Source organism: Massilia sp. METH4 (assembly GCF_037094685.1).
Lineage (GTDB): Bacteria > Pseudomonadota > Gammaproteobacteria > Burkholderiales > Burkholderiaceae_D > Rugamonas.
This window is the reverse complement of the sequence record NZ_CP146614.1, coordinates 918920-939674: the sequence shown is the minus strand read 5'-3', so window position 1 is coordinate 939674 and position 20755 is coordinate 918920. Positions and strand designations below refer to the sequence as shown.

The window sequence follows — 20755 nt, the reverse complement described above, 5'->3', positions numbered from 1 at the left end:
AAACCGGGGGCGGTTGACGCTGTTTGGTTGGCGGCTGCAATGCGGCCCGCGGCGCCAGCGCTTGGTGTCGGACACCGGGTTTATCGGTGTCGGACACCGGTTTTCGCAGGAGGTTATTGACCTCGGCGGGGAAAACCGGTGTCAGACACCTTTTCCCGATGGGAAAAGGTGTCTGACACCAAGCATCGGAGAGGTTACTGACTTCGGTAGGGAAAACCGGTGTCGGACACCTTTTCCCGTTGGGAAAAGGTGTCCGACACCAAGCGCATCGAGCCGTGTCGACTCAGTTCGGCATGAGTCCCGTCGGCTTGATCCGCGTCGGCATCGGCTTGCCCTTCTTCGCGCGCTTGCCGAAGTGTTCACCCTCGGCCAGGGCGTTCGGCGTCATGCGTTCTTCCTTAGGCTTGCTTGCATTCCCGATACCCAGCACGGTTACGCCCTTTTGCGTGATCGCGCAGGCGGCCACCAGCTTTTCCTTCGGTTCCAGTTCCATCAAGGTCACGCCGCGGCCGCCGTTCGACAGCACCTTCATCTCGTCGATGCCGAACACCAGCAGGCGTGCCTTTTCCGAGACCACGGCGACGGCGCTTGCTTCCGGCGCCACCACCGTGGGCGCCAGCGGCTTCGCGCCATTCTCCAGCGTCAGGAACGATTTGCCGCTCTTCTGGCGGCTCACCATGTCGCCCGCCTTCGTGATGAAGCCGAAGCCGGCGTCGGACGCCATCAGCAGCTGCGTGGCAGCGGGGCCCGCGAAGTAGTGCAGCAGCCGCGCGCCGCCGGACAGGTCGACCAGTGTCGTGATAGGCACACCATCGCCGCGCGCGTTCGGCAGCGCGGCCACCGGCACCGAGTACACGCGGCCGTTGTCGCCGAAGCCCAGCAGCGTGTCCACGGTGCGGCATTCGATCGCATCGTGCAGCGCGTCGCCGGCCTTGAACGTGAACTGGCCCTTGTCATGGCCGATGCCGGTGCGCGCGCGCACCCAGCCCTTCTGCGAAATGATCACGGTGACCGGTTCGTCGATGATCTTCTGCTCGACCGAGGCGCGTTGCGCTTCCTCGATCAGCGTGCGGCGGGCATCGCCGTACAGCTTCGCGTCGGCCTCGATCTCGCGGATGATCAGCCGCTTCATCGACGAAGGATTGTCCAGCAGGTCCTGCAACGTGCCTTTTTCCTTGCGCAGCTCGGCCAGTTCCTGGGCGATCTTGATCGCTTCCAGGCGGGCCAGCTGGCGCAAGCGGATTTCAAGGATGTCCTCGGCCTGCCGATCGGAGAGGTTGAAGCGCTCGATCAGCGCCTGCTTCGGCTCATCCGAATTGCGGATGATGTGGATCACCTCGTCGATATTGAGCAGGATCGTCTCGCGGCCTTCCAGGATGTGGATGCGGTCGTCGACCTTCTTGAGGCGGTGCTGCGTGCGGCGCGTCACGGTGGCGAAGCGGAACGTGATCCACTCGCCCAGGATGTCCGTGAGACCCTTCTGGCGCGGGCGGCCGTCGCCGCCGATCATCACCAGGTTCATCGGCACCGAGGTTTCCAGCGACGTGTGCGCCAGCAGCATCAGCATGAATTCGTTCTGGTCCTGGTTCTTCGACTTCGGCTCGAAGACCAGGCGCACCGGCGCGGCGCGGCCGGATTCGTCGCGGATCGTGTCCAGCGCGCCGAGGATCTGGCCCTTCAGCGCCAGCTGTTCGGGCGACAGCGTCTTCTTGCCCAGCTTGACCTTCGGGTTCGTCAATTCCTCGATTTCTTCCAGCACGCGCTGCGCCGAGGTGCCCGGCGGCAGTTCGTACACGACGGCCTGCCACTGGCCGCGCGCCAGTTCCTCGATCTTCCAGCGCGCGCGCACCTTCATGCTGCCGCGGCCGGAAGCGTACATGTCCGTGATCTGCGCCTGCGGCGTGATCAGCTGGCCGCCGCCCGGGAAGTCCGGGCCGGGCATCAGTTCCATCAGCTCGGCATGCGAGAACTTCGGGTTGCGGATCAGCGCCACGGTGGCGGCGGCCACCTCGCGCAGGTTGTGCGACGGGATTTCCGTCGCCATGCCCACGGCGATGCCGGACGCGCCGTTCAGCAGCGTCATCGGCAGGCGTGCCGGCAGCAGCGCCGGCTCTTCCGTCGAGCCGTCGTAGTTCGGGATGAAATCCACGGTGCCCTGGTCGATCTCGTCCAGCAGCAGCTTGGCGATCGGCGTCAGGCGGGCTTCCGTGTAACGCATCGCCGCGGCGCCGTCGCCGTCGCGCGAGCCGAAGTTGCCCTGGCCATCGATCAGCGGGTAACGCAGCGAAAAGTCCTGCGCCATGCGCACCAGCGCGTCGTACACGGACTGGTCGCCGTGCGGGTGCAATTTACCCAGCACGTCGCCGACCACGGTGGCCGACTTGCGCGGTTTCGCCGTGGCGTTCAGCCCCAGCTCGTTCATCGAGTACAGGATGCGGCGCTGCACGGGCTTCTGGCCGTCGCACACGTCGGGCAGGGCGCGGCCCTTCACCACGGAGATCGCGTAGTCGAGGTAGGCGCGTTCGGCAAAGGTCGAGAGGGTCAGCGATTCGCCGCCGTCGCCGCCATTGCCGTTATTGCCGGGTTCTTCCGGCAGCGGTGCGTCAAAAAGGTTTGCTTGGCTCATGGTGCTTCTTCAAATTTTAGATATCTGCTTCGACTTCGTTGCCGTGTTCCTCGATCCATGCGCGGCGGGCGGCGGCTTCGCCTTTACCCATCAGCATGTTGAAGCGGGCCGCGGCCTCGGTGGGCGCGTAGTCGCCGAACGCCACCGGCAACAGGCGCCGCGTGTCCGGGTTCATCGTGGTTTCCCACAGCTGCTCGGCGTTCATCTCGCCCAGGCCCTTGAAGCGGGAAATGGTCCAGCTGCCATCCTTCAGGCCATCCTTGCGCAGCTTGTCCTCGATCGCCGTCAGCTCGCCGTCATCGAGGGCGTACAGTTTCTGGATCGGCTTCTTGCCGCGCGCCGGCGCGTCCACGCGGTACAGCGGCGGGCGCGCCACGCAGATATTGCCGTTCTGGATCAGCGCCGGGAAGTGGCGGAAGAACAGCGTGAGCAGCAGCACCTGGATGTGCGAGCCGTCCACGTCCGCGTCCGACAGGATGCAGATCTTGCCGTAGCGGAGGTTCGACAGGTCTGGCGTATCGCCGAAGCTGTGCGGGTCCACGCCGATCGCCACGGCGATATCGTGGATCTCGTTGTTGGCGAACAGGCGGTCGCGGTCCGTTTCCCAGGAGTTCAGCACCTTGCCGCGCAGCGGCAGGATCGCCTGGAATTCCTTGTCGCGGCCCATCTTCGCCGAACCGCCCGCCGAGTCACCCTCGACGAGGAACAGTTCCGTGCGCGACACGTCGGTGGATTCGCAATCGGTCAGCTTGCCCGGCAACACGGCCACGCCGGACGACTTCTTCTTTTCCACCTTCTGCGCCGAGCGCAGGCGCGATTGCGCCTGCTTGATGACGAGTTCGGCCAGCTTCTTGCCCCAGTCGATGTGCTGGTTCAGCCACAGTTCCAGCGCCGGCTTGGAGAAGGTCGAGACGAGGCGCACCGCATCGCGCGAGTTCAGGCGCTCCTTGATCTGGCCCTGGAACTGCGGGTCCAGCACCTTGGCAGACAACACGAAGGAAGCGCGCGCGAACACGTCTTCCGGCAGCAATTTGACGCCCTTCGGCAGCAGCGAGTGCAGCTCCACGAAGTTCTTCATGGCGCCGAACAAGCCTTCGCGCAGGCCCGATTCGTGGGTGCCGCCGTTCGGAGTGGGGATCAGGTTCACGTAGGACTCGCGCATGATCGAGCCTTCTTCCGTCCACGCCACCACCCACGAGGCGCCTTCGCCCTCGGCAAAGCCTTCCGCATCGGGGCCGGCGAATTGCTCGCCTTCGAACAGGGGCACGAAGGTTTCGCCATTGCCGCTCTGCGCCAGCGCTTCGGTAAGGTAGCCGCGCAGGCCGTCGTTGTATTGCCACGTCTGCGAATCGCCCGTCTTCTCATTCTTGAGCGTGACGGAAACACCCGGCAGCAGCACCGCCTTCGAGCGCAGCAGCCGTTGCAGCTCGACCTGCGAGATCAGCGGCGAATCGAAATATTTCGGGTCGGGCCAGGCGGTGACGCGCGTGCCGGACTTTTTACCATCCTTCGGCGCCGGGCCGGAGGTCAGCGGTTGCACCAGGTCGCCGTTCTCGAACGCGATCGTGTGGTATCCGTTGCCCTTGTCGTCCTTGCGCCACACATTGATTTCCAGGCGCTTGGACAGCGCGTTGGTGACGGAGACGCCCACGCCGTGCAGGCCGCCCGAGAACGCATAGGCGCCGCCCGAGCCCTTGTCGAACTTGCCGCCGGCGTGCAGGCGGGTGAACACGATTTCCACCGTGGGCACGTTTTCTTCCGGGTGCAGGCCGACGGGGATGCCGCGGCCGTCATCCTCGACGGTGATGCTGCCGTCCGCATTCTGCGTGACGACGATGTTCCGGCAATGGCCGCCCAGCGCTTCGTCCGATGCGTTGTCGATCACCTCCTGGATGATGTGCAGCGGATTTTCCGTGCGGGTATACATGCCGGGGCGCTGCTTGACAGGCTCCAGGCCCTTCAGCACGCGGATCGATGATTCGCTGTAGTCGGAAACAGGTTTTTTCGTGGCCATACTTGACTTGTTGCGGTTTTGAGTTAGTCCGGCATTCTAGCCGAGGCGCCGGGCGGGAAAGCAAGCGCTCTCGCTGCCCATCCTGCCGATGACTGTATGAATATACAGTAAAAAGGCGTTTTTATACCTTGTTTATACCTCGCCAGCAAGTCTTTACCCCGTTTTTAGACCCCCGTCGATAAGCTGATTTCCCTGACAACAACCCTTGAAGGGAAGCGATGGACATCATTTTCATTGCCGCGATCGGCGCCTGCGCGGCACTCGTGTGCGGCATGGCGGTCGCCTGCGCGCGGCTGGGCGAATCGTCATGAACCTGGTCATGAACCTCGTCTACGCGGTCGGCGCCGTTACCGCCGCCGGCCTGCTCGTCTACCTGCTGGTGGCGCTGCTGAAAGCGGAGGACCTGTGACTGCGCAATCCTTGACGCTGTTGGCGGTATTCCTGGCCGTGCTGCTGGCGCTGGCCTGGCCGCTGGGCGCGTATCTTGCCCGCGTTGGCGACGCCGATGTGCCGGTTCGCCGCCTGGGCTGGCTGCACGGGGCCGAGCGGGGCCTGTACCGGCTCGCCGGCGTACATGGCGCGCAGGATTGGAAAGCCTACGCGATCGCGCTGGTCGTCTTCAATACCCTCGGCACGCTGTTCGTCTACGGCGTGCAAAGGCTGCAAGCGTGGCTCCCGCTCAATCCGCAAGGCCTGGGCAACGTGAACCCCGATTCCTCGTTCAACACGGCCGTGAGCTTCGTCGCCAACACGAACTGGCAGGGCTACGCGGGCGAGCAGACGATGAGCTACCTGACGCAGATGGTGGCGCTGGCCGGCCAGAACTTCCTGTCCGCGGCCACCGGCATCGCCGTCGTGTTTGCGCTGATCCGCGGCTTCGCCGGCAAGTCCAGCGCCTCGATCGGCAACTTCTGGGTCGACGTCACCCGCGCCACGCTGTACGTGCTGCTGCCGCTGTCGCTGCTGTTCGCGCTGTTCCTGATGAGCCAGGGCGTGATCCAGAACTTCGACGCCTACCGCACGTTCGCCACGCTCGACGGCGGCACGCAGACGATCGCCATGGGGCCCGTCGCGTCGCAGGAAGCGATCAAGCTGCTGGGCACGAACGGCGGCGGCTTCTTCAACGCCAACTCGGCGCATCCGTTCGAGAACCCCACGGCGCTGACGAATTTCGCGCAAATGATCGCCATCTTCCTGATTCCGACCGCGCTGTGCTTCGCCTTTGGCCGCATGGTCGGCGACATCCGCCAGGGCTGGGCCGTGCTGGCCGCCATGACGGTCGTCTTCGTGCTGATGACGCTCGTGGTGTTCGCCGCCGAGCAGCAAGCGCATCCCGCGTTGCAAGCGCTCGGCGTAGACCAGGTGGCGAGCAGCCTGCAAGCCGGCGGCAACATGGAAGGCAAGGAAACCCGCTTCGGCATCGCCGCCTCGTCGCTGTTCGCCGCCGTGACCACGGCCGCCTCGTGCGGCGCGGTCAACGCCATGCACGATTCGCTGATGCCGCTGGGCGGCGCGGTGCCGCTGCTGCTGATGCAGTTCGGCGAGGTGATCTTCGGCGGCGTGGGTTCTGGCCTGTACGGCATGCTGGTGTTCGCGATCCTGGCCGTGTTCATCGCCGGGCTGATGATCGGCCGCACGCCGGAATACCTGGGCAAGAAGGTGCAGGCGTATGAGATGAAGATGACGTCGATCGCCATCCTCGTCACGCCCGTGCTCGTGCTGTCCGGCACCGCCATCGCGGTAGTCTCGGCCGCCGGCATGGCCGGCATCGCCAACCCGGGCGCGCACGGCTTTTCCGAGATCCTGTATGCGTTCAGCTCCGCCGCCAACAACAACGGCAGCGCGTTCGCCGGGCTGTCGGCCAACACGCCGTTCTACAACACGATGCTGGCGATCGCCATGTGGTTCGGCCGCTTCGCCGTGATCGTGCCCGTGCTGGCCATTGCCGGCTCGCTGGCGGCCAAGGCGCGGCTGCCCGTCACCAGCGGCACGATGCCCACGCACGGCCCGCTGTTCGTCGCCCTGCTGATCGGCGTGGTGCTGCTGGTGGGCGTGCTCAATTACGTGCCGGCGCTGGCGCTGGGCCCGGTCGTCGAGCACCTGCAACTTTTCCAATGAGAGGTTTGAAATGAACAGGACATTGTTCGACCGCCAGCTCATCGGCCCGGCCCTGCTGGACGCGATGCGCAAGCTGCACCCGCGCGCGCAGCTGAGAAGCCCGGTCATGTTCGTCGTCTACGTGGGCAGCATCGCCACCACGCTGCTGGCCGCCCAGGCGCTGGGCGGGGAGGGCGAGGTGCCGGGTGACGCAAATGCCGGCTTCATTCTCGCGATTGCCGTGTGGCTGTGGTTCACGGTGCTGTTCGCGAACTTCGCCGAGGCGCTGGCCGAAGGGCGCAGCAAGGCGCAGGCCGCGTCGCTGCGGGCGCTGAAGGCCACGGTCACGGCGAAGAAGCTGGCCACGCCGAAGTACGGCACCACATGGCTGCCCGTGCCGGCCACGGACCTGCGCAAGGGCATGACGGTACTGGTGGAAGCCGGCGACGTGATCCCGGCCGACGGCGAGGTGATCGAAGGCGTCGCTTCCGTCGACGAAAGCGCCATCACGGGCGAATCGGCGCCCGTGATCCGCGAATCCGGCGGCGATTTCTCGTCCGTCACGGGTGGCACCCGCGTGCTGTCGGACTGGCTCGTGGTCCGCGTTTCCGTCGATCCGGGGGAGGCATTCATCGACCGCATGATCTCGATGGTGGAGGGGGCCAGGCGCCAGAAGACGCCGAACGAGATCGCCCTGACGATCCTCCTGGTCGCGCTGACCATCGTGTTCCTCGTGGTGACGGTGACCCTGCTGCCGTTCTCGCTGTTCTCCGTGGCGGCGGCGGGCAGTGGCACGCCCGTGACGGTCACCGTGCTGATCGCGCTCCTCGTGTGCCTGATCCCCACCACGATCGGCGGCCTGCTGTCGGCGATCGGCGTGGCCGGCATGAGCCGCATGATGGGCGCGAACGTGATCGCCACGTCGGGCCGCGCCGTGGAAGCGGCCGGCGACGTGGACGTGCTCCTGCTCGACAAGACGGGCACGATCACGCACGGCAACCGCCAGGCGTCGGCCTTCCTGCCGGCGCCCGGCGTGACCGAAGAGCAGCTGGCGCGCTCGGCGCGCCTCGCCTCGATGGCCGACGAAACGCCGGAAGGGCGCAGCATCGTGGTGCTCGCGCGCCAGAGATTCACGATCGATGAACGCGAGCACGAGCTGGCGGCCGTGGGCGGTGGCGGCGAGATCGCGTTCGTGGAATTCACGGCACAGACGCGCATGAGCGGCGCCGATATTGGCGAACGGCAGGTGCGCAAGGGCGCGATGGACACGATCCGCCGCTACGTGGAAACGCAGGGCGGGCGCTGGCCGGGCGAGGTGGCAAGGCTGGCGGACGACGTGGCGCGCCGCGGCAGCACGCCGCTCGTCGTCGTGGACGACGGCCGGGTGATGGGCGTGGTCGAGCTGAAGGACATCGTCAAGGCCGGCATCCGCGAGCGCTTCGCCGAACTGCGCAGGATGGGCATCCGCACCGTGATGATCACGGGCGACAACCGGCTCACGGCGTCGGCGATCGCCGCCGAGGCGGGCGTGGACGACTTCCTGGCCGAAGCGACGCCGGAAGATAAATTGAAGCTGATCCGCAGTCAGCAGGCCGAGGGCCGGCTGGTGGCGATGACGGGCGACGGCACCAACGACGCGCCGGCCCTGGCCCAGGCCGACGTGGCGGTGGCAATGAACACGGGCACCCAGGCCGCCAAGGAGGCGGGCAATATGGTCGACCTGGACTCGAACCCGACCAAGCTGCTGGAGATCGTGGAGATCGGCAAGCAGATGCTGATGACGCGCGGTGCGCTGACCACGTTCTCGGTCGCCAACGACGTGGCGAAGTACTTCGCCATCATCCCGGCCGCCTTCGTGGGCACCTACCCGCAGCTGAACAGCCTGAACGTGATGGCGCTCGCCAGCCCCGACTCGGCGATCATGTCCGCCGTGATCTTCAATGCGCTGATCATCGTGTTCCTGATCCCGCTGGCGTTGAAGGGCGTGAAGTACCGGGCCCTGGGCGCCGCCGTGCTGCTGCGCCGCAACCTGCTCGTGTACGGCCTGGGCGGCCTCGTGCTGCCCTTTATCGGCATCAAGCTGATCGACATGGCGCTGGCCGCGCTGAACCTCGTCTGAAAGGATCGTCATGATTTCCCATCTCCGCCCCGCCGTGACCATCTTCGCCGCTCTTACACTCGTCTGCGGCATCGTCTATCCGTACGCGGTGACGGGCTTCGGCAAGGTCGCCTGGTCCGACCGGGCCGCCGGCAGCCTCGTTGTCCGCGACGGCCAGGCCGTCGGTTCCCGCCTGATCGGCCAGGCATTCACCTCGCCGCGCTACTTCCGGGGCCGCCCGTCGGCCACGGCGCCGCAGCCGAACAATGCGGCCGGCTCGTCCGGATCGAACCAGGGGCCGCTGAACCCGGCGCTGATCGATGCCGTGAAGGGGCGCATCGCGGCGCTGCGCGAGCTCGACCCCCGCAACACGGCACCGGTACCGGTCGATCTCGTGACGGCATCGGCCAGCGGCATCGATCCCGACATCAGCCTGGCCGCCGCGAAGTACCAGGCGAACCGCGTGGCGCGCGCCCGCGGCATCGACCCGGCGCGCGTGCGGGAGCTGATCGAACGCCACGCCGACCGGCCGCTGTTCGGCTTTCTCGGCGAACCGAAGGTGAATGTGCTGGCCCTGAATATGGCTTTAGATGCGCTGGCCCTCGACACACTGTAATCGTCTACACTGCCGCGCATGATCCCCATCGACAGCCAACGCCCCGACCCGGACACCTTGCTGGCGCAGGTCCAGGCCCGCGAACAGCGCGCCGCGCGGGGCCGGCTGCGCGTCTATTTCGGCGCTTCCGCCGGCGTGGGCAAGACGTACGCGATGCTGTCGGCGGCGCGCAAGCTGCAGGCCGAGGGCATGCGGCCGCTGGTAGGCATCGTCGAAACACATGGCCGCGGCGAAACGGCCGCGCTGCTCGATTCGCTGGAGGTGCTGCCGCCCAGGTCCATGGCCTGGCGGGGCAGGGCGCTGCCCGAATTCGACCTCGACGGCGCGCTGGCGCGGCGGCCGGACCTGATCCTCGTCGACGAGCTGGCGCACTCGAACGCCCCGGGCTCGCGCCACCCGAAGCGCTGGCAGGACGTGGAGGAATTGCTGGACGCGGGCATCGACGTGTTCACCACGGTAAACGTGCAGCACCTGGAAAGCCTGAACGACATCGTTGGCGGCATCACGGGCGTCCGCGTGGCGGAAACGCTGCCCGACACGGTGTTCGACCGGGCCGACGAGGTGGTGCTGGTGGACGTGCCGGCCGACGAGCTGCTCGAGCGCCTGAAGGACGGCAAGGTGTATGCCGCCGCCCAGGCGGGGCGCGCCGCGCAGAACTTTTTCCGCAAGGGGAACCTGATCGCCCTGCGCGAACTGGCGCTGCGCCGCACCGCCGACCGCATCGGCGACGACGTGCAGGCCTACCGCGTGGAACAGGCCATCAGCCCCCTGTGGAAATCCGGCGTGGCGCTGCTGGCCTGCGTGGGTCCGCGGCCGGGCGGCGAACAGGTAGTGCGCAGCGCGGCCCGGCTGGCCAGCCAGCTGGGTGCGGCATGGCATGCCGTGTACGTGGAAACGCCGGCCCTGCAACGCCTGCCCGCCGACCAGCGCGAACGCATCCTGAAAACGCTGAAGCTGGCGCAAGACCTGGGCGCCACCACGACGGTGCTGGCCGGCGACGACATCGCCAGCGCCATCGCCCGCTACGCGCTGGCGCACAACATCCCGAAGGTGGTACTGGGCCGCGCCACGCCCACGTGGCCCTGGCGCACCCCGCACCTGCGGCGCCTTGCCAGCGCCGCCCCTGCGCTGGACATCGTCGAAGTCGCTGCCACACAGCAAAGTTTCCTCAAAAATGGGGACAGTCCCCATTTTCCGAGAAACTTCTTGCAGCCGGAACATGGCTGGACGCGCTACGCCCTCGCACTCGCCGCCAGCGGCATCGTCGTGCTGGCCGGCATGCCGCTGGTGGGTGCGCTGGAAATCACCAACATCGCGATGCTGTTCCTGCTCGCCGTACTGGTGGTGGCGTTCCGGCTGGGCCGCGGGCCGGCAGTGCTGTGCAGCTTCGCCAGCGTGGCGCTGTTCGATTTCCTGTTCGTGCAACCCACGTTCTCGTTCGCCGTCAGCGATTTCCAGTACCTGATCACGTTCGGCGTGATGCTCGTCGTCGGCCTGATCACGAGCCAGCTGACGGCCAGCCTGCGCTTCCAGGCGCGCGTGGCGTCGCACCGTGCCGAGCGCTCGCAGGCCCTGTATGAATATGCGCGCGAGCTGACCGGCGTGCTGCAGACGGATCATGTGATCGAGATCACGCAGCGCACGCTGGCACAGGCGTTCCGCGCTCGCGTGACGCTGCTCTTGCCGGATGCGGACGGCCGTCTTGCGGCCAAGGTCGAGGTGCAGGGCGGGAACATGCCCGATCTGGCCATCGCCCAATGGGCATACGAACACGCCGAAGCGGCCGGCATCGGCACCGGCACGCTGCCGGCGGCGCCGCTGTTCTACTTGCCCCTCATGGCGCCGATGCGCACGCGCGGCGTACTGGCGCTGGAGCCGGCCGAGCGCCGCTGGCTGCTGATTCCCGAGCAGCGCCGGCAGCTGGACACGTTCGCCGCGCTGGCCGCTATCGCGCTGGAACGCGTGCACTACATCGACGTTGCCCAGGGCGCGCTGGTGCAGATGGAGTCCGAGCGGCTGCGCAATTCCCTGTTGGCCGCGCTGTCGCACGACTTGCGCACGCCGCTGACGTCGCTGGTGGGCATGGCCGAATCGCTGGCGCGCTCGCCGTTGTCGCCCGTGCAGCTGGAACTGGCCCACGCGTTGCAGGAGGAAAGCGTGCGCATGAGCACCCTGGTCGCAAACCTGCTGGACATGGCCCGCATCGAAAGTGGCGCCGTGCGCCTGAACCTGGAGTGGCACGCGATCGAGGAGACGGTGGGCAGTGCGCTGCGTGCCAGCCGCGCGCTGCTGGCCGGGCACCACGTCGTCACGCGGCTGCCGGCCGGCCTGCCGCTGGTGCGCTACGACGCGGTGCTGATCGAGCGCGTGCTGGGCAATCTGCTGGAAAATGCGGCGAAGTACACGCCCGCGGGCAGCACGATCACGCTGTCGGCGCGTACCGCCGGCGACAAGCTGGAAGTAACGGTCGCCGACAACGGCCCCGGCCTGCCTGCCGGCCGGGAAGAGGCGATCTTCGAAAAATTCACGCGCGGCGAGCGCGAGTCGGCCAAGCCCGGTGTCGGGCTGGGGCTGGCGATCTGCCGCGCCATCGTCGAAGCACATGGCGGCAGCATTGCCGCGCGGCGGGCGGAGGAGGGCGGCGCCGCCCTCGTCTTCACGCTGCCGCTGGGCACGCCGCCCGCGCTGCCGGAGGAGCCTTGAAGTGACTGACAAACTTATGCTGACCGCCCTCCTGGTCGAGGACGAACCGCAGATCCGCCGCTTCGTGCGGCTGGCGCTGGAAGAGGAAGGCTGGAACGTGCAGGAATCGGCGACGATGCACCGCGGGCTGATCGATGCCGGCACGCGCCGCCCCGACCTCCTGATCCTCGACCTGGGCTTGCCCGATGGCGACGGCGTGGACCTGATCGCCGACCTGCGCAAGTGGTCGGCCGTGCCCGTGATCGTGCTGTCGGCCCGCGTGTCGGAAGAGGAAAAGATCCGCGCCCTCGACGCGGGCGCCGACGATTACCTGACCAAGCCGTTCGGCGTGGGCGAGCTGCTGGCCCGGGTGCGGGCGATGCAGCGGCGGCGCCGCACGCCCGAGCAGGACGGCAGCGGCGTGGTGCAATTCGGCGACGTGAAGGTGGACCTGCAGGCCCGCATGGTTGCGCGGAACGGCCAGCTCGTGCACCTGACGCCGACCGAGTACCGGCTGCTGGCCGTGCTCGTGAACCATGCGAACCGCGTCGTCACCAATCCCCAGCTGCTGCGCGAGGTGTGGGGGCCGTCGAACGCCGAAAACGGCCACTACCTGCGCATCTACATGGGCCACCTGCGCCAGAAGCTGGAACGCGATCCCGCCCAGCCGGCGCACCTGCTGACGGAAACGGCGGTCGGCTACCGGCTGCTGCTGTTGGCCCCTTGACGCGTTTCGACACAGCCCCTTTGATCCGTTGATGTCGGGAGCGGTGTCCAGGTGCCCCGTTCAGCGGCTCGCAGCAGCTTCGCTAAGGGTACCGGGCGAGCCTGCTACTGCTTTGTCGCTTTCGGGCTTGCATGCAAATCGCGTGTCGGTATGCGCCAGGATGGTAATCTTGCGCGTCGTTGAATCCACGAGCGCACCAGCGGCGACAAGGCGGCTGATCAGCACGTCGTCGCAGCTGAAGCGCCGTTTGAAGTCGGCCACGTCAAAACTCTGCGTTTCACGCGGCTTCTTTTCGGCGGCCTTGGCTTTCTCGCCATCCTGCTCGATACGGAATTCGGCGTAGGACTTGGCAAGTCGCATAAATCCGTTCAGCGCGAGCATCGAGGCAATGATTGCGGCGAAAAAATTCCAGCGGAAGTCGAACTGTATGTCTTCCGCCACCGACGTCCGCTTGCGCAAGACCTGATAGTTCGCCAGTAACGACTCAAGCCTGACGAATTCCTCGTTCGTCAGCGACGGCTTTGCTTGTCCAGTGCGGCGAGCAGGGGCGAAGCTTCGAACGGGGCTGCCAGAAGCGAAGTCTTTACCTGGTCGATGAAGGGGCATACGGCACTTCCAGGCTGGCTACCCGTGCCGCAATACCTCCGTTCGAGCGCGAGCGTGGTGCTGGCGATGCTCTGGCGCGTGCCCTTGGCCAGGAACTCATTGGTTTTCGCCTGGATCTGCGAGCTGGAAAACCACACGCCTGCAATCAGGGTCACGAGTGATACCAGGCCCAGGAAAGAGTTGAACAGGTCCACACCTTTCCAGAAGGCCTTCGACTTTTTCATATGCGATGGTAGTCCTCTGTAGATCACTACGGTGATGGCCAGCATCGACGCCGAGCCGAAAAGCATGAATCCAAGCATGTCGTCCATCGTATGCCCTATTGTTCTGTTTGTTGTTCCGGTGGATGAGCCGACATGGCTCTGCCTGGAGCGGAGCCACGGTCGCGTGCATGATACGTGAGCCCGGTAGCTGTCCCGGGGGTTCGGCTATTTCGACAGCACACGCATCGCCCGCTCCAGCCCTTCCAGGGTGACGGGAAACATGCGGTTGTTCATGATCTGCCGGATGATCGCGATCGACTGCCGGTACTGCCAGTACTGTTCCGGTTCCGGGTTCAGCCAGGCGAATTTCGGGAACGCGTGCGTGAAGCGGGCCAGCCATTCGGCGCCCGCTTCCTGGTTGTTGTACTCGACCGAACCGCCCGCCTGCAGGATCTCGTAGGGGCTCATCGTGGCGTCGCCCACGAAGATCAGCTTCGTGTCCGGCGTGTACTTGCGCAGCACGTCCCAGGTGGAAAAGCGTTCGGCGTTGCGGCGGCGGTTGTTCTTCCACAGGTAGTCGTAGACGCAGTTGTGGAAGTAGAAGAACTCCATGTTCTTGAATTCCGACTTCGCCGCCGAGAACAGTTCCTCGGTGCGCTCGATGTGGTCGTCCATGGTGCCGCCCACGTCGAACAGCATCAGCACCTTCACGTTGTTGCGGCGCTCCGGCTGCATCCTGATGTCGAGCCAGCCGGCGTTGTTGGCGGTGGCGCGGATCGTCTGGTCCAGCGCCAGTTCTTCCTGGGCGCCGTCGCGGGCGAAGCGGCGCAGCCGGCGCAGCGCGACCTTGATGTTGCGGGTGCCCAGTTCCTTGTCGGCGTCGTAGTCCTTGTAGGTGCGCTGGTCCCATACCTTGACGGCGGTGCGGCTGCCGCCCTTTCCGCCAATGCGAACGCCCTCGGGATTGGTGCCGCCATGGCCGAACGGCGACGTGCCGCCCGTGCCGATCCATTTGCTGCCGCCTTCGTGGCGCTCCTTCTGTTCCTTCAGCAGTTCGGCCAGCCGGTCCATCAGCTTGTCGTAGCCGAATTTTTCCAGCGCCGCCTTCTGCTCGTCGGTCAATTCGCGCTTCATGCGCTGCAGCAGCCAGTCCAGCGGGATCGATGCCTTGGGATCGAATGCGCCGTCGATGCCCTTGAAGTACTGTGCAAAGGCGCGGTCGAAGCGGTCGTAGTGCGCCTCGTCCTTCACCAGCGTCAGGCGCGCCAGGTAGTAGAAGTCGTCCAGCGACTGGGTGACGACGTGCTTTTCCATCGCCTCCAGCAAGGTAAGGAATTCCTTGATGGTGACGGGGATCTTCGCGTCCTTCAGCGTGAAGAAGAAGTCGATCAGCATGGCCGTTCGCGCAGTATCGGGTGACGATGGAGCAGGTAGTCGAGATGGGCGCGGATCTCGGGCCATTCGCCGCGCACGATGCTGTACATGACGGTGTCGCGCACGGTGCCGTCGCGCCGCATGGCATGGTGGCGGATCACACCATCCTTCTTCGCGCCAAGGCGTTCGATCGCCCGCTGCGAGGCATGGTTGAAGTTATCGGTGCGAAAGCCCACGGCGTCGCAGCCCAGCGTGTCGAACGCGTGCGCCAGCAGCATGCGCTTGCAGCTCGTGTTCACATGGCTGCGCTGGCGGCTCTTCGCGTACCACGTGTAGCCGATTTCCACGCGGCCGATGGCCGGCACGATGTCGTGGTAGCTCGTGGTACCGATCACCTCGCCGGTGGCCGCGTCGAGCACGGCGAACGCCAGCCGGGAAGGGCGCATCTCCACGGCCGTGGCGATATAGCCGGCGACGTTCTCCGGCTCCGGCACGGAGGTGACGCGCAGCTTCCACAGCTCGCCGTCGCGCGCCGCGGCGCGCAGTCCTTCCGCGTGCCCAGGGCCCAGCGGTTCCAGGCGCACCCCGTTGAACTCCAGCGTGACGGGTTGCACCGTGATCATCGGTTATGCCTCGACATGAATACCAGGCGCTCGAACAGGTGCACGTCCTGCTCGTTCTTCAGCAGGGCGCCGTGCAGCGGCGGCACGATCGCACGGCTGTCCTTGCTGCGCAGTGCTTCCGGCGGAATGTCCTCGGCCAGCAGGAGCTTGAGCCAGTCGAGGAATTCCGACGTGGAGGGCTTCTTCTTCAGCCCGGAGATGTCGCGCACTTCGTAGAACGTTTGCAGCGCCTGTGCCAGCAGGTCCTGCTTCAGCTTGGGGAAATGCACCTGCACGATCGCTTCCATGGTGTCCCGGTCGGGGAAGGCGATGTAGTGGAAGAAGCAGCGGCGCAGGAAGGCGTCCGGCAATTCCTTCTCGTTGTTCGACGTGATGATCACCAGCGGGCGGTGCTTCGCCACCACCATCTCGCGGGTTTCATAGACGTAGAATTCCATCCGGTCCAGTTCGCGCAGCAGGTCGTTGGGGAATTCGATGTCGGCCTTGTCGATCTCGTCGATCAGCAGCACCACGGGTTCGGGCGCCGTGAACGCCTGCCACAGCACGCCCTTGACGATGTAGTTGTGGATGTCGCGCACGCGCTCGTCGCCCAGCTGCGAATCGCGCAGGCGCGAGACGGCGTCGTATTCATACAGGCCCTGCTGCGCCTTGGTGGTGGATTTGACGTGCCACTGCAACAGCGGCCGGTCCAGCGCGGCGGCCACTTCCTCGGCCAGCATGGTCTTGCCGGTGCCCGGTTCGCCCTTCACGAGCAGCGGCCGCTGCAAGGTAAGCGCCGCGTTGACGGCAAGCTTCAGGTCATTTGTGGCAACATAGTTGGCGGAGCCATCGAAGCGGCTGTTCTCGTGGTGGACGGTCATGGAAAAGCTTCCGGTTCGGGAGAAAAAGGCCAGTATACGGTAGTTCCGCGCAGCCCAGAACGTACCTGAATCGTTATGGACGACCAGAAACAGCCGCGCTAGAATGGGCCGCTGGTAGCACGCAGAGCAAGTATTTATGCAAGCAGCAAGGGGACACGGAGACCTCGATGAAGAATGAGTCCCCTCCAACTACTCTTTTGGATTCGACTAGCCACCCATGAATAAACTGACAGCAGTGTTCCTGCTTGCCGGCGCAGTACAGGCCGCGCCGGCCGCGCTGGCCGCGGACATCGTCGGCAACCCGGCCGCCGCCCCAGCCAAGATCGAAATGTGCATCGGCTGCCACGCCATCCCCGGCTACAAGGCCACCTTCCCGGAAGTGTTCCCGGTGCCGAAGATCGGCGGCCAGAATGCCAAGTACATCGAAGCGGCGCTGAAGGGTTACCAGAAAGGTGACCGCAAGCACCCGTCGATGCAGGGAATCGCCGTCAGCCTGTCCGACCAGGACATCGCCGACATCGCCGCCTATTACGCCAAGCAGAAATGAGGACCACGATGAAGAAAACCCTGTTCGCCGTGGCCTGCTGCATCGCCTCCGCCGGCGCTTTCGCCGCCGGGAACATCAACAACGGCAAGGCGCTGGCCGAGAAGTACGCGTGCGCGACTTGCCATGGCAAGGATTACAACTCGCCGATCGACCCGAGCTACCCGAAGCTGGCCGGCCAGCACAAGGATTACCTGGCCCACGCGCTGATCGCCTACAAGCGCGGCGACGGCCCGAACGGCCGCAACAACCCTATCATGGGTGGCCTGGTGAAGCCGCTGTCGAACAAGGATATCGCGGACCTGGCGGCTTATTTGCACAGCTTGCCGGGGAATATGGTCGTGAAGCGGTAATCGCGACCGAAAACCGGTGGCTTGACAGGGGTTTCGCGGAGCATGCTCCGCGCCTGTCAAGCGGTAATGGCATGCATGCCATTACCCCTCCCCGACACCTTTTCCCATCGGGAAAAGGTGTCGGGCACCAACTTCAGGTGCGCCGCCTGACGGCCTCGATATACGCCTCCCCGTCCGGCGGCAGCCCGCTGCGCTGCGACTTCCAGATCATCTCCCCCAGGCATTCCATGATTTCGTGCTGCGCGTCGTGCTGGCCGAGCTTGTTCGACAGGGCTTCATAGGCGGCGCGGATGCCCCGTGGCGAGTCGATCGACACCTGCTCGGAGATCGACAGGTGCATCGCCAGGTGCAGGAAGGGATTGGGTTGCCCGCCTTCCACCGAGTAGTCGCGCGCCAGCGCCGCTTCCACGTCGGTCAATGCTTCGTCGTACTCGGGGTGCTGGCGCACCCAGTCCAGCGCCATCGCCTCGATGGGGGTCAGGATTTCATGGGCGCGGTCCTTGCGGAACACTTCGCAGAAGAAGCGGCGGACGTCGTGGGAGGAGGGGGTGAACATGGGGCTGGCAATGGGCGTGCGGGGGTGGGCGGACATTGTACAAAGAATTGTCCGGTGGTGCAGGCTGTGAGGAAGACCTGGAAGGGGTACACGCCGGGGCGGGGCGTGGGAAAACCGGTGTCGGACACCTTTTCCGGAAAATCGCCCGGAAAAGGTGTCCGACACCAATGTGCCGACGTCAGCGCTTGCCGGAGGTGGCCAGGGCCGCACCGTCGCAGCCGACAAGTTCCTGCGGCGGTGCCGCGATCGCCTGTTGCTGCGCGCGCTGCCCCTGCTGGCCGCGGCCGTGCGGCTGGCGCAGGTAGCGCGACGAATGACGGCGCTCGCCGTGCGACGGCCAGGTGAGAAAGCGCGACAGTTCCTGGAGCGCGCGCTGGTACACCTCGCGCTTGAATTCAATGACCACGTCCAGCGGCACCCAGTATTCGTGCCAGCGCCAGGCATCGAACTCCGGGTGGTCCGTCAGGCGCAGGTTCACTTCATTGTCGCGCGCGCACATGCGCAGCAGGAACCAGATCTGCTTCTGGCCACGGTAATGGCCGCGGATCTCGCGCTTGATGAAATGGTCCGGCACCTCGTAGCGCAGCCAGTCGCGCGTGCGGCCCACGATCTTCACGTGCTCGGGCCGCAAGCCGATTTCCTCCTGCAGCTCGCGGTACATCGCCTGCTCCGGCGTCTCGCCGTATTTGATTCCTCCTTGCGGAAATTGCCATGAGTGCTCGCGCACCCGCTTGCCCCACCACACCTCGTTATGCGAGTTGAGCAGGATGATGCCGACGTTGGGGCGGAACCCTTCCCGATCGAGCATAGTGCACCTCAAACTTTCTGCCTGCTGTGCGATCCTTCTTACATTTTTGCCTACAAGTCCGCCTGCCGGCATCGCCCCCCTGGTAGGGAAGCGTCCGGCAAGCCCGCAGTTGAGCGCCGCAGTAGAACGCGCAGTTGGGCGTATTGTATAAATGATGGATGCATCAGCCAGCTAATCCTTTAAAATTAGGTTGATTATAACCCTCTCTTTTTGAAAAGAATTCACAGATATGCGTGCGTCACGGTTTTTTATTTCCACACTCAAAGAAGCGCCTTCTGACGCCGAAATCGTCAGCCACAAGCTGATGATGCGGGCAGGCATGATCAAGCGGCTGGGCTCCGGCATCTACACGTATATGCCGATGGGCCTGAAGGTGATCCGCAAGGTCGAGGCGATCGTGCGCGAGGAGATGAACCGCGCCGGCGCCATCGAGCTCCTGATGCCGCTGGTACAGCCGGCCGAGCTGTGGCAAGAAACGGGCCGCTGGGACAAGATGGGGCCGGAACTGATGCGCGTAAAGGACCGGCATGGCCGGGAGTTCGCGATTCAGCCGACCTCCGAGGAAGTGATCACCGACGTGGTGCGCAGCGAGATCAAGTCGTATCGCCAGCTGCCGTTGAATTTTTACCACATCCAGACCAAATTCCGCGACGAGCGCCGCCCCCGCTTCGGCCTGATGCGTGGCCGTGAATTCACGATGAAGGATGCGTACTCGTTCGATCGCGACCTGGAAGGCATGCAAAAGTCCTATCAGGTGATGTTCGACGCCTACGTGAAGATCTTCACCCGCTTCGGCCTGAAGTTCCGCGCGGTGGCGGCCGACAACGGCGCGATCGGCGGCACCGGCTCGCACGAATTCCACGTGATCGCCAGCACCGGCGAGGATGCGCTGGTGTACTGCCCCACGTCCGACTATGCGGCCAATATGGAGGCGGCCGAGGCGCTCGCCACCGGCACCCGCCCGGCACCTTCCGAAGAGCTGGTGAAGGCGCATACCCCGAAGGCCGCCAAGTGCGAGGAAGTGGCGCGCCAGCTGGGCATCGACCTGTCGAAGACGCTCAAGACGCTCGCGCTGACCGTGGAAACCGACAACGAAGGCAAGATCGAGAAGCAGTACTTCATGCTGCTGCTGCGGGGCGACCATGAGCTCAACGAGATCAAGGCGTCGAAGGTGCCGGGCCTGCAGGGCGCCTACCGCTTCTCGACCGCCGAGGAGATCGAGGAAGTGTACGGCTGCAAGCCGGGTTACCTCGGCCCGATCGGCACGAAGCTGCCGGTCACGATCGTGGCCGACCGCACGGTGGCCAACATGGCCGACTTCGTGACGGGCGCGAACGAGGAGGACTACCACTTCACGGGCGCCAACTGGGGCCGCGACGTGGCCGAGCCGCACATCACGGCCGACCTGCGCAACGTGGTCGAGGGCGACCCTTCGCCGGACGGCAAGGGCGTGCTGGCGATCGAGCGCGGCATCGAAGTGGGCCACGTGTTCCAGCTGGGAACCGCGTATTCGCAGGCGATGAACGCCACTTACCTCGATGAAAACGGCAAGCCGGCACCGCTGCAGATGGGTTGCTACGGCATCGGCGTCACCCGCATCCTGGGCGCGGCGATCGAGCAGAACTTCGACGACAAGGGCATCGTCTGGCCGACCGCCATCGCGCCGTTCGAGCTGGTGCTGTGCCCGATGGGCCTGGACCGCAGCGAACTGGTCAAGGAAGAGACAGAGAAGCTGTATGCCGCGGCGCTGGCGGCCGGCATCGACGTGATCGTGGACGACCGCGGCCTGCGCCCGGGCGCCATGTTCGCCGACTGGGAACTGATCGGCGTGCCGCATCGCGTCGTCATCGGTGAGCGCGGCCTGAAGGATGGCAACCTGGAATACCAGGGCCGCCGCGACGCCGAGGCGACGGGCGTGCCGCTGGCCGATATCGTGGCCTTCATCAAGGCCAAAGTGCAGCAGTAATC

18 protein-coding genes are annotated in these 20755 nt (G+C 65.4%); 9 read left to right on the top strand and 9 right to left on the bottom strand.

Going from position 1 to position 20755, the window contains the following annotated elements:
- Positions 1–283: 283 nt before the first annotated feature.
- Both parC and V6Z91_RS04165 read right to left on the bottom strand, forming a co-directional pair.
- Positions 284–2626, bottom strand: coding sequence for a DNA topoisomerase IV subunit A (gene parC / locus V6Z91_RS04170; RefSeq protein WP_338767027.1), 2343 nt, complete (start codon positions 2624–2626; stop codon positions 284–286).
- A gap of 16 nt (positions 2627–2642) precedes the next feature.
- A complete protein-coding gene (locus V6Z91_RS04165) occupies positions 2643–4640 on the bottom strand; it encodes a DNA topoisomerase IV subunit B (protein ID WP_338767025.1) in 1998 nt (665 codons plus the stop codon).
- A gap of 307 nt (positions 4641–4947) precedes the next feature.
- Here V6Z91_RS04165 and kdpF point away from each other — a divergent pair, with 307 nt between their 5' ends.
- The 6 genes from kdpF to kdpE are packed head-to-tail and all read left to right on the top strand — an operon-like array spanning position 4948 to position 12860.
- The gene (kdpF, locus tag V6Z91_RS04160; RefSeq protein WP_338767023.1) at positions 4948–5049 is read left to right on the top strand and encodes a K(+)-transporting ATPase subunit F; all 102 of its coding nucleotides are present in this window, start codon (positions 4948–4950) and stop codon (positions 5047–5049) included.
- Complete coding sequence (gene kdpA / locus V6Z91_RS04155) at positions 5046–6758, top strand: potassium-transporting ATPase subunit KdpA (protein ID WP_338767020.1); 1713 nt, start codon at positions 5046–5048, stop codon at positions 6756–6758. The genes kdpF and kdpA overlap by 4 nt, the downstream gene beginning before the upstream one ends.
- Positions 6759–6768: 10 nt before the next feature.
- Positions 6769–8856 carry a potassium-transporting ATPase subunit KdpB gene (gene kdpB / locus V6Z91_RS04150; protein ID WP_338767017.1) on the top strand — a complete coding sequence of 696 codons (2088 nt, stop codon included), beginning with the start codon at positions 6769–6771 and terminating at the stop codon, positions 8854–8856.
- A gap of 10 nt (positions 8857–8866) precedes the next feature.
- Entirely contained in the window at positions 8867–9451 is a 585-nt protein-coding gene (kdpC, locus tag V6Z91_RS04145; RefSeq protein WP_338767016.1) for a potassium-transporting ATPase subunit KdpC, read from the top strand.
- A gap of 18 nt (positions 9452–9469) precedes the next feature.
- Complete coding sequence (locus tag V6Z91_RS04140; protein WP_338767013.1) at positions 9470–12154, top strand: DUF4118 domain-containing protein; 2685 nt, start codon at positions 9470–9472, stop codon at positions 12152–12154.
- A 16-nt stretch (positions 12155–12170) separates the two neighbouring features.
- A complete protein-coding gene (kdpE, locus tag V6Z91_RS04135) occupies positions 12171–12860 on the top strand; it encodes a two-component system response regulator KdpE (protein WP_338771723.1) in 690 nt (229 codons plus the stop codon).
- Positions 12861–12920: 60 nt separating this feature from the next.
- On the opposite strand, the gene V6Z91_RS04130 is transcribed toward kdpE, so the two are convergent.
- The 5 genes from V6Z91_RS04130 to V6Z91_RS04110 all read right to left on the bottom strand — a co-directional run bounded on the left by V6Z91_RS04130 (position 12921) and on the right by V6Z91_RS04110 (position 16526).
- Positions 12921–13319 carry a hypothetical protein gene (locus tag V6Z91_RS04130; protein ID WP_338767010.1) on the bottom strand — a complete coding sequence of 133 codons (399 nt, stop codon included), beginning with the start codon at positions 13317–13319 and terminating at the stop codon, positions 12921–12923.
- Positions 13320–13369: 50 nt separating this feature from the next.
- Positions 13370–13777, bottom strand: coding sequence for a hypothetical protein (locus V6Z91_RS04125; protein ID WP_338767008.1), 408 nt, complete (start codon positions 13775–13777; stop codon positions 13370–13372).
- A gap of 117 nt (positions 13778–13894) precedes the next feature.
- Positions 13895–15064, bottom strand: coding sequence for a VWA domain-containing protein (locus V6Z91_RS04120; RefSeq protein WP_338767005.1), 1170 nt, complete (start codon positions 15062–15064; stop codon positions 13895–13897).
- Positions 15058–15666: a GNAT family protein gene (locus V6Z91_RS04115; protein ID WP_338767002.1), complete on the bottom strand. Its 609-nt coding sequence runs from the start codon at positions 15664–15666 to the stop codon at positions 15058–15060. The genes V6Z91_RS04120 and V6Z91_RS04115 overlap by 7 nt, the downstream gene beginning before the upstream one ends.
- A complete protein-coding gene (locus V6Z91_RS04110; RefSeq protein ID WP_338767000.1) occupies positions 15663–16526 on the bottom strand; it encodes a MoxR family ATPase in 864 nt (287 codons plus the stop codon). Before V6Z91_RS04110 ends, V6Z91_RS04115 begins: the two co-directional genes overlap by 4 nt.
- A gap of 217 nt (positions 16527–16743) precedes the next feature.
- Here V6Z91_RS04110 and V6Z91_RS04105 point away from each other — a divergent pair, with 217 nt between their 5' ends.
- Both V6Z91_RS04105 and V6Z91_RS04100 read left to right on the top strand, forming a co-directional pair.
- Positions 16744–17073 (top strand): cytochrome c, encoded by a 330-nt coding sequence (locus V6Z91_RS04105; protein WP_338766997.1) that lies wholly within the window; start codon positions 16744–16746, stop codon positions 17071–17073.
- An 8-nt stretch (positions 17074–17081) separates the two neighbouring features.
- Positions 17082–17423 (top strand): cytochrome c, encoded by a 342-nt coding sequence (locus tag V6Z91_RS04100; RefSeq protein WP_338766995.1) that lies wholly within the window; start codon positions 17082–17084, stop codon positions 17421–17423.
- A 133-nt stretch (positions 17424–17556) separates the two neighbouring features.
- On the opposite strand, the gene V6Z91_RS04095 is transcribed toward V6Z91_RS04100, so the two are convergent.
- Together V6Z91_RS04095 and V6Z91_RS04090 are read right to left on the bottom strand one after the other, a co-directional pair.
- Positions 17557–17979, bottom strand: a complete 423-nt coding sequence (locus V6Z91_RS04095; protein WP_338766993.1) for a DUF1841 family protein — start codon at positions 17977–17979, stop codon at positions 17557–17559.
- Positions 17980–18157: 178 nt separating this feature from the next.
- A complete protein-coding gene (locus tag V6Z91_RS04090; protein ID WP_338766991.1) occupies positions 18158–18787 on the bottom strand; it encodes an RNA pyrophosphohydrolase in 630 nt (209 codons plus the stop codon).
- Positions 18788–19016: 229 nt separating this feature from the next.
- On the opposite strand from V6Z91_RS04090, the gene V6Z91_RS04085 reads away from it, so the two are divergent.
- A complete protein-coding gene (locus V6Z91_RS04085; RefSeq protein ID WP_338766989.1) occupies positions 19017–20753 on the top strand; it encodes a proline--tRNA ligase in 1737 nt (578 codons plus the stop codon).
- The last annotated feature ends 2 nt before the right edge of the window (positions 20754–20755 follow it).

What these genes read in the sequence shown, in the direction of transcription:
- V6Z91_RS04100 (WP_338766995.1), top strand. Translation starts at nt 17,082, where the DNA reads ATGAAGAAAACCCTGTTCGCCGTGGCCTGCTGCATCGCCTCCGCCGGC.
- kdpF (WP_338767023.1), top strand. Translation starts at nt 4,948, where the DNA reads ATGAACCTGGTCATGAACCTCGTCTACGCGGTCGGCGCCGTTACCGCC.
- V6Z91_RS04105 (WP_338766997.1), top strand. Translation starts at nt 16,744, where the DNA reads ATGAATAAACTGACAGCAGTGTTCCTGCTTGCCGGCGCAGTACAGGCC.
- V6Z91_RS04110 (WP_338767000.1), bottom strand. Translation starts at nt 16,526, where the DNA reads ATGACCGTCCACCACGAGAACAGCCGCTTCGATGGCTCCGCCAACTAT.
- V6Z91_RS04140 (WP_338767013.1), top strand. Translation starts at nt 9,470, where the DNA reads ATGATCCCCATCGACAGCCAACGCCCCGACCCGGACACCTTGCTGGCG.
- kdpC (WP_338767016.1), top strand. Translation starts at nt 8,867, where the DNA reads ATGATTTCCCATCTCCGCCCCGCCGTGACCATCTTCGCCGCTCTTACA.
- V6Z91_RS04115 (WP_338767002.1), bottom strand. Translation starts at nt 15,666, where the DNA reads ATGATCACGGTGCAACCCGTCACGCTGGAGTTCAACGGGGTGCGCCTG.
- V6Z91_RS04090 (WP_338766991.1), bottom strand. Translation starts at nt 18,787, where the DNA reads ATGCTCGATCGGGAAGGGTTCCGCCCCAACGTCGGCATCATCCTGCTC.
- V6Z91_RS04095 (WP_338766993.1), bottom strand. Translation starts at nt 17,979, where the DNA reads ATGTTCACCCCCTCCTCCCACGACGTCCGCCGCTTCTTCTGCGAAGTG.
- V6Z91_RS04120 (WP_338767005.1), bottom strand. Translation starts at nt 15,064, where the DNA reads ATGCTGATCGACTTCTTCTTCACGCTGAAGGACGCGAAGATCCCCGTC.
- V6Z91_RS04125 (WP_338767008.1), bottom strand. Translation starts at nt 13,777, where the DNA reads ATGGACGACATGCTTGGATTCATGCTTTTCGGCTCGGCGTCGATGCTG.
- kdpB (WP_338767017.1), top strand. Translation starts at nt 6,769, where the DNA reads ATGAACAGGACATTGTTCGACCGCCAGCTCATCGGCCCGGCCCTGCTG.
- parC (WP_338767027.1), bottom strand. Translation starts at nt 2,626, where the DNA reads ATGAGCCAAGCAAACCTTTTTGACGCACCGCTGCCGGAAGAACCCGGC.
- V6Z91_RS04085 (WP_338766989.1), top strand. Translation starts at nt 19,017, where the DNA reads ATGCGTGCGTCACGGTTTTTTATTTCCACACTCAAAGAAGCGCCTTCT.
- kdpE (WP_338771723.1), top strand. Translation starts at nt 12,171, where the DNA reads ATGCTGACCGCCCTCCTGGTCGAGGACGAACCGCAGATCCGCCGCTTC.
- V6Z91_RS04165 (WP_338767025.1), bottom strand. Translation starts at nt 4,640, where the DNA reads ATGGCCACGAAAAAACCTGTTTCCGACTACAGCGAATCATCGATCCGC.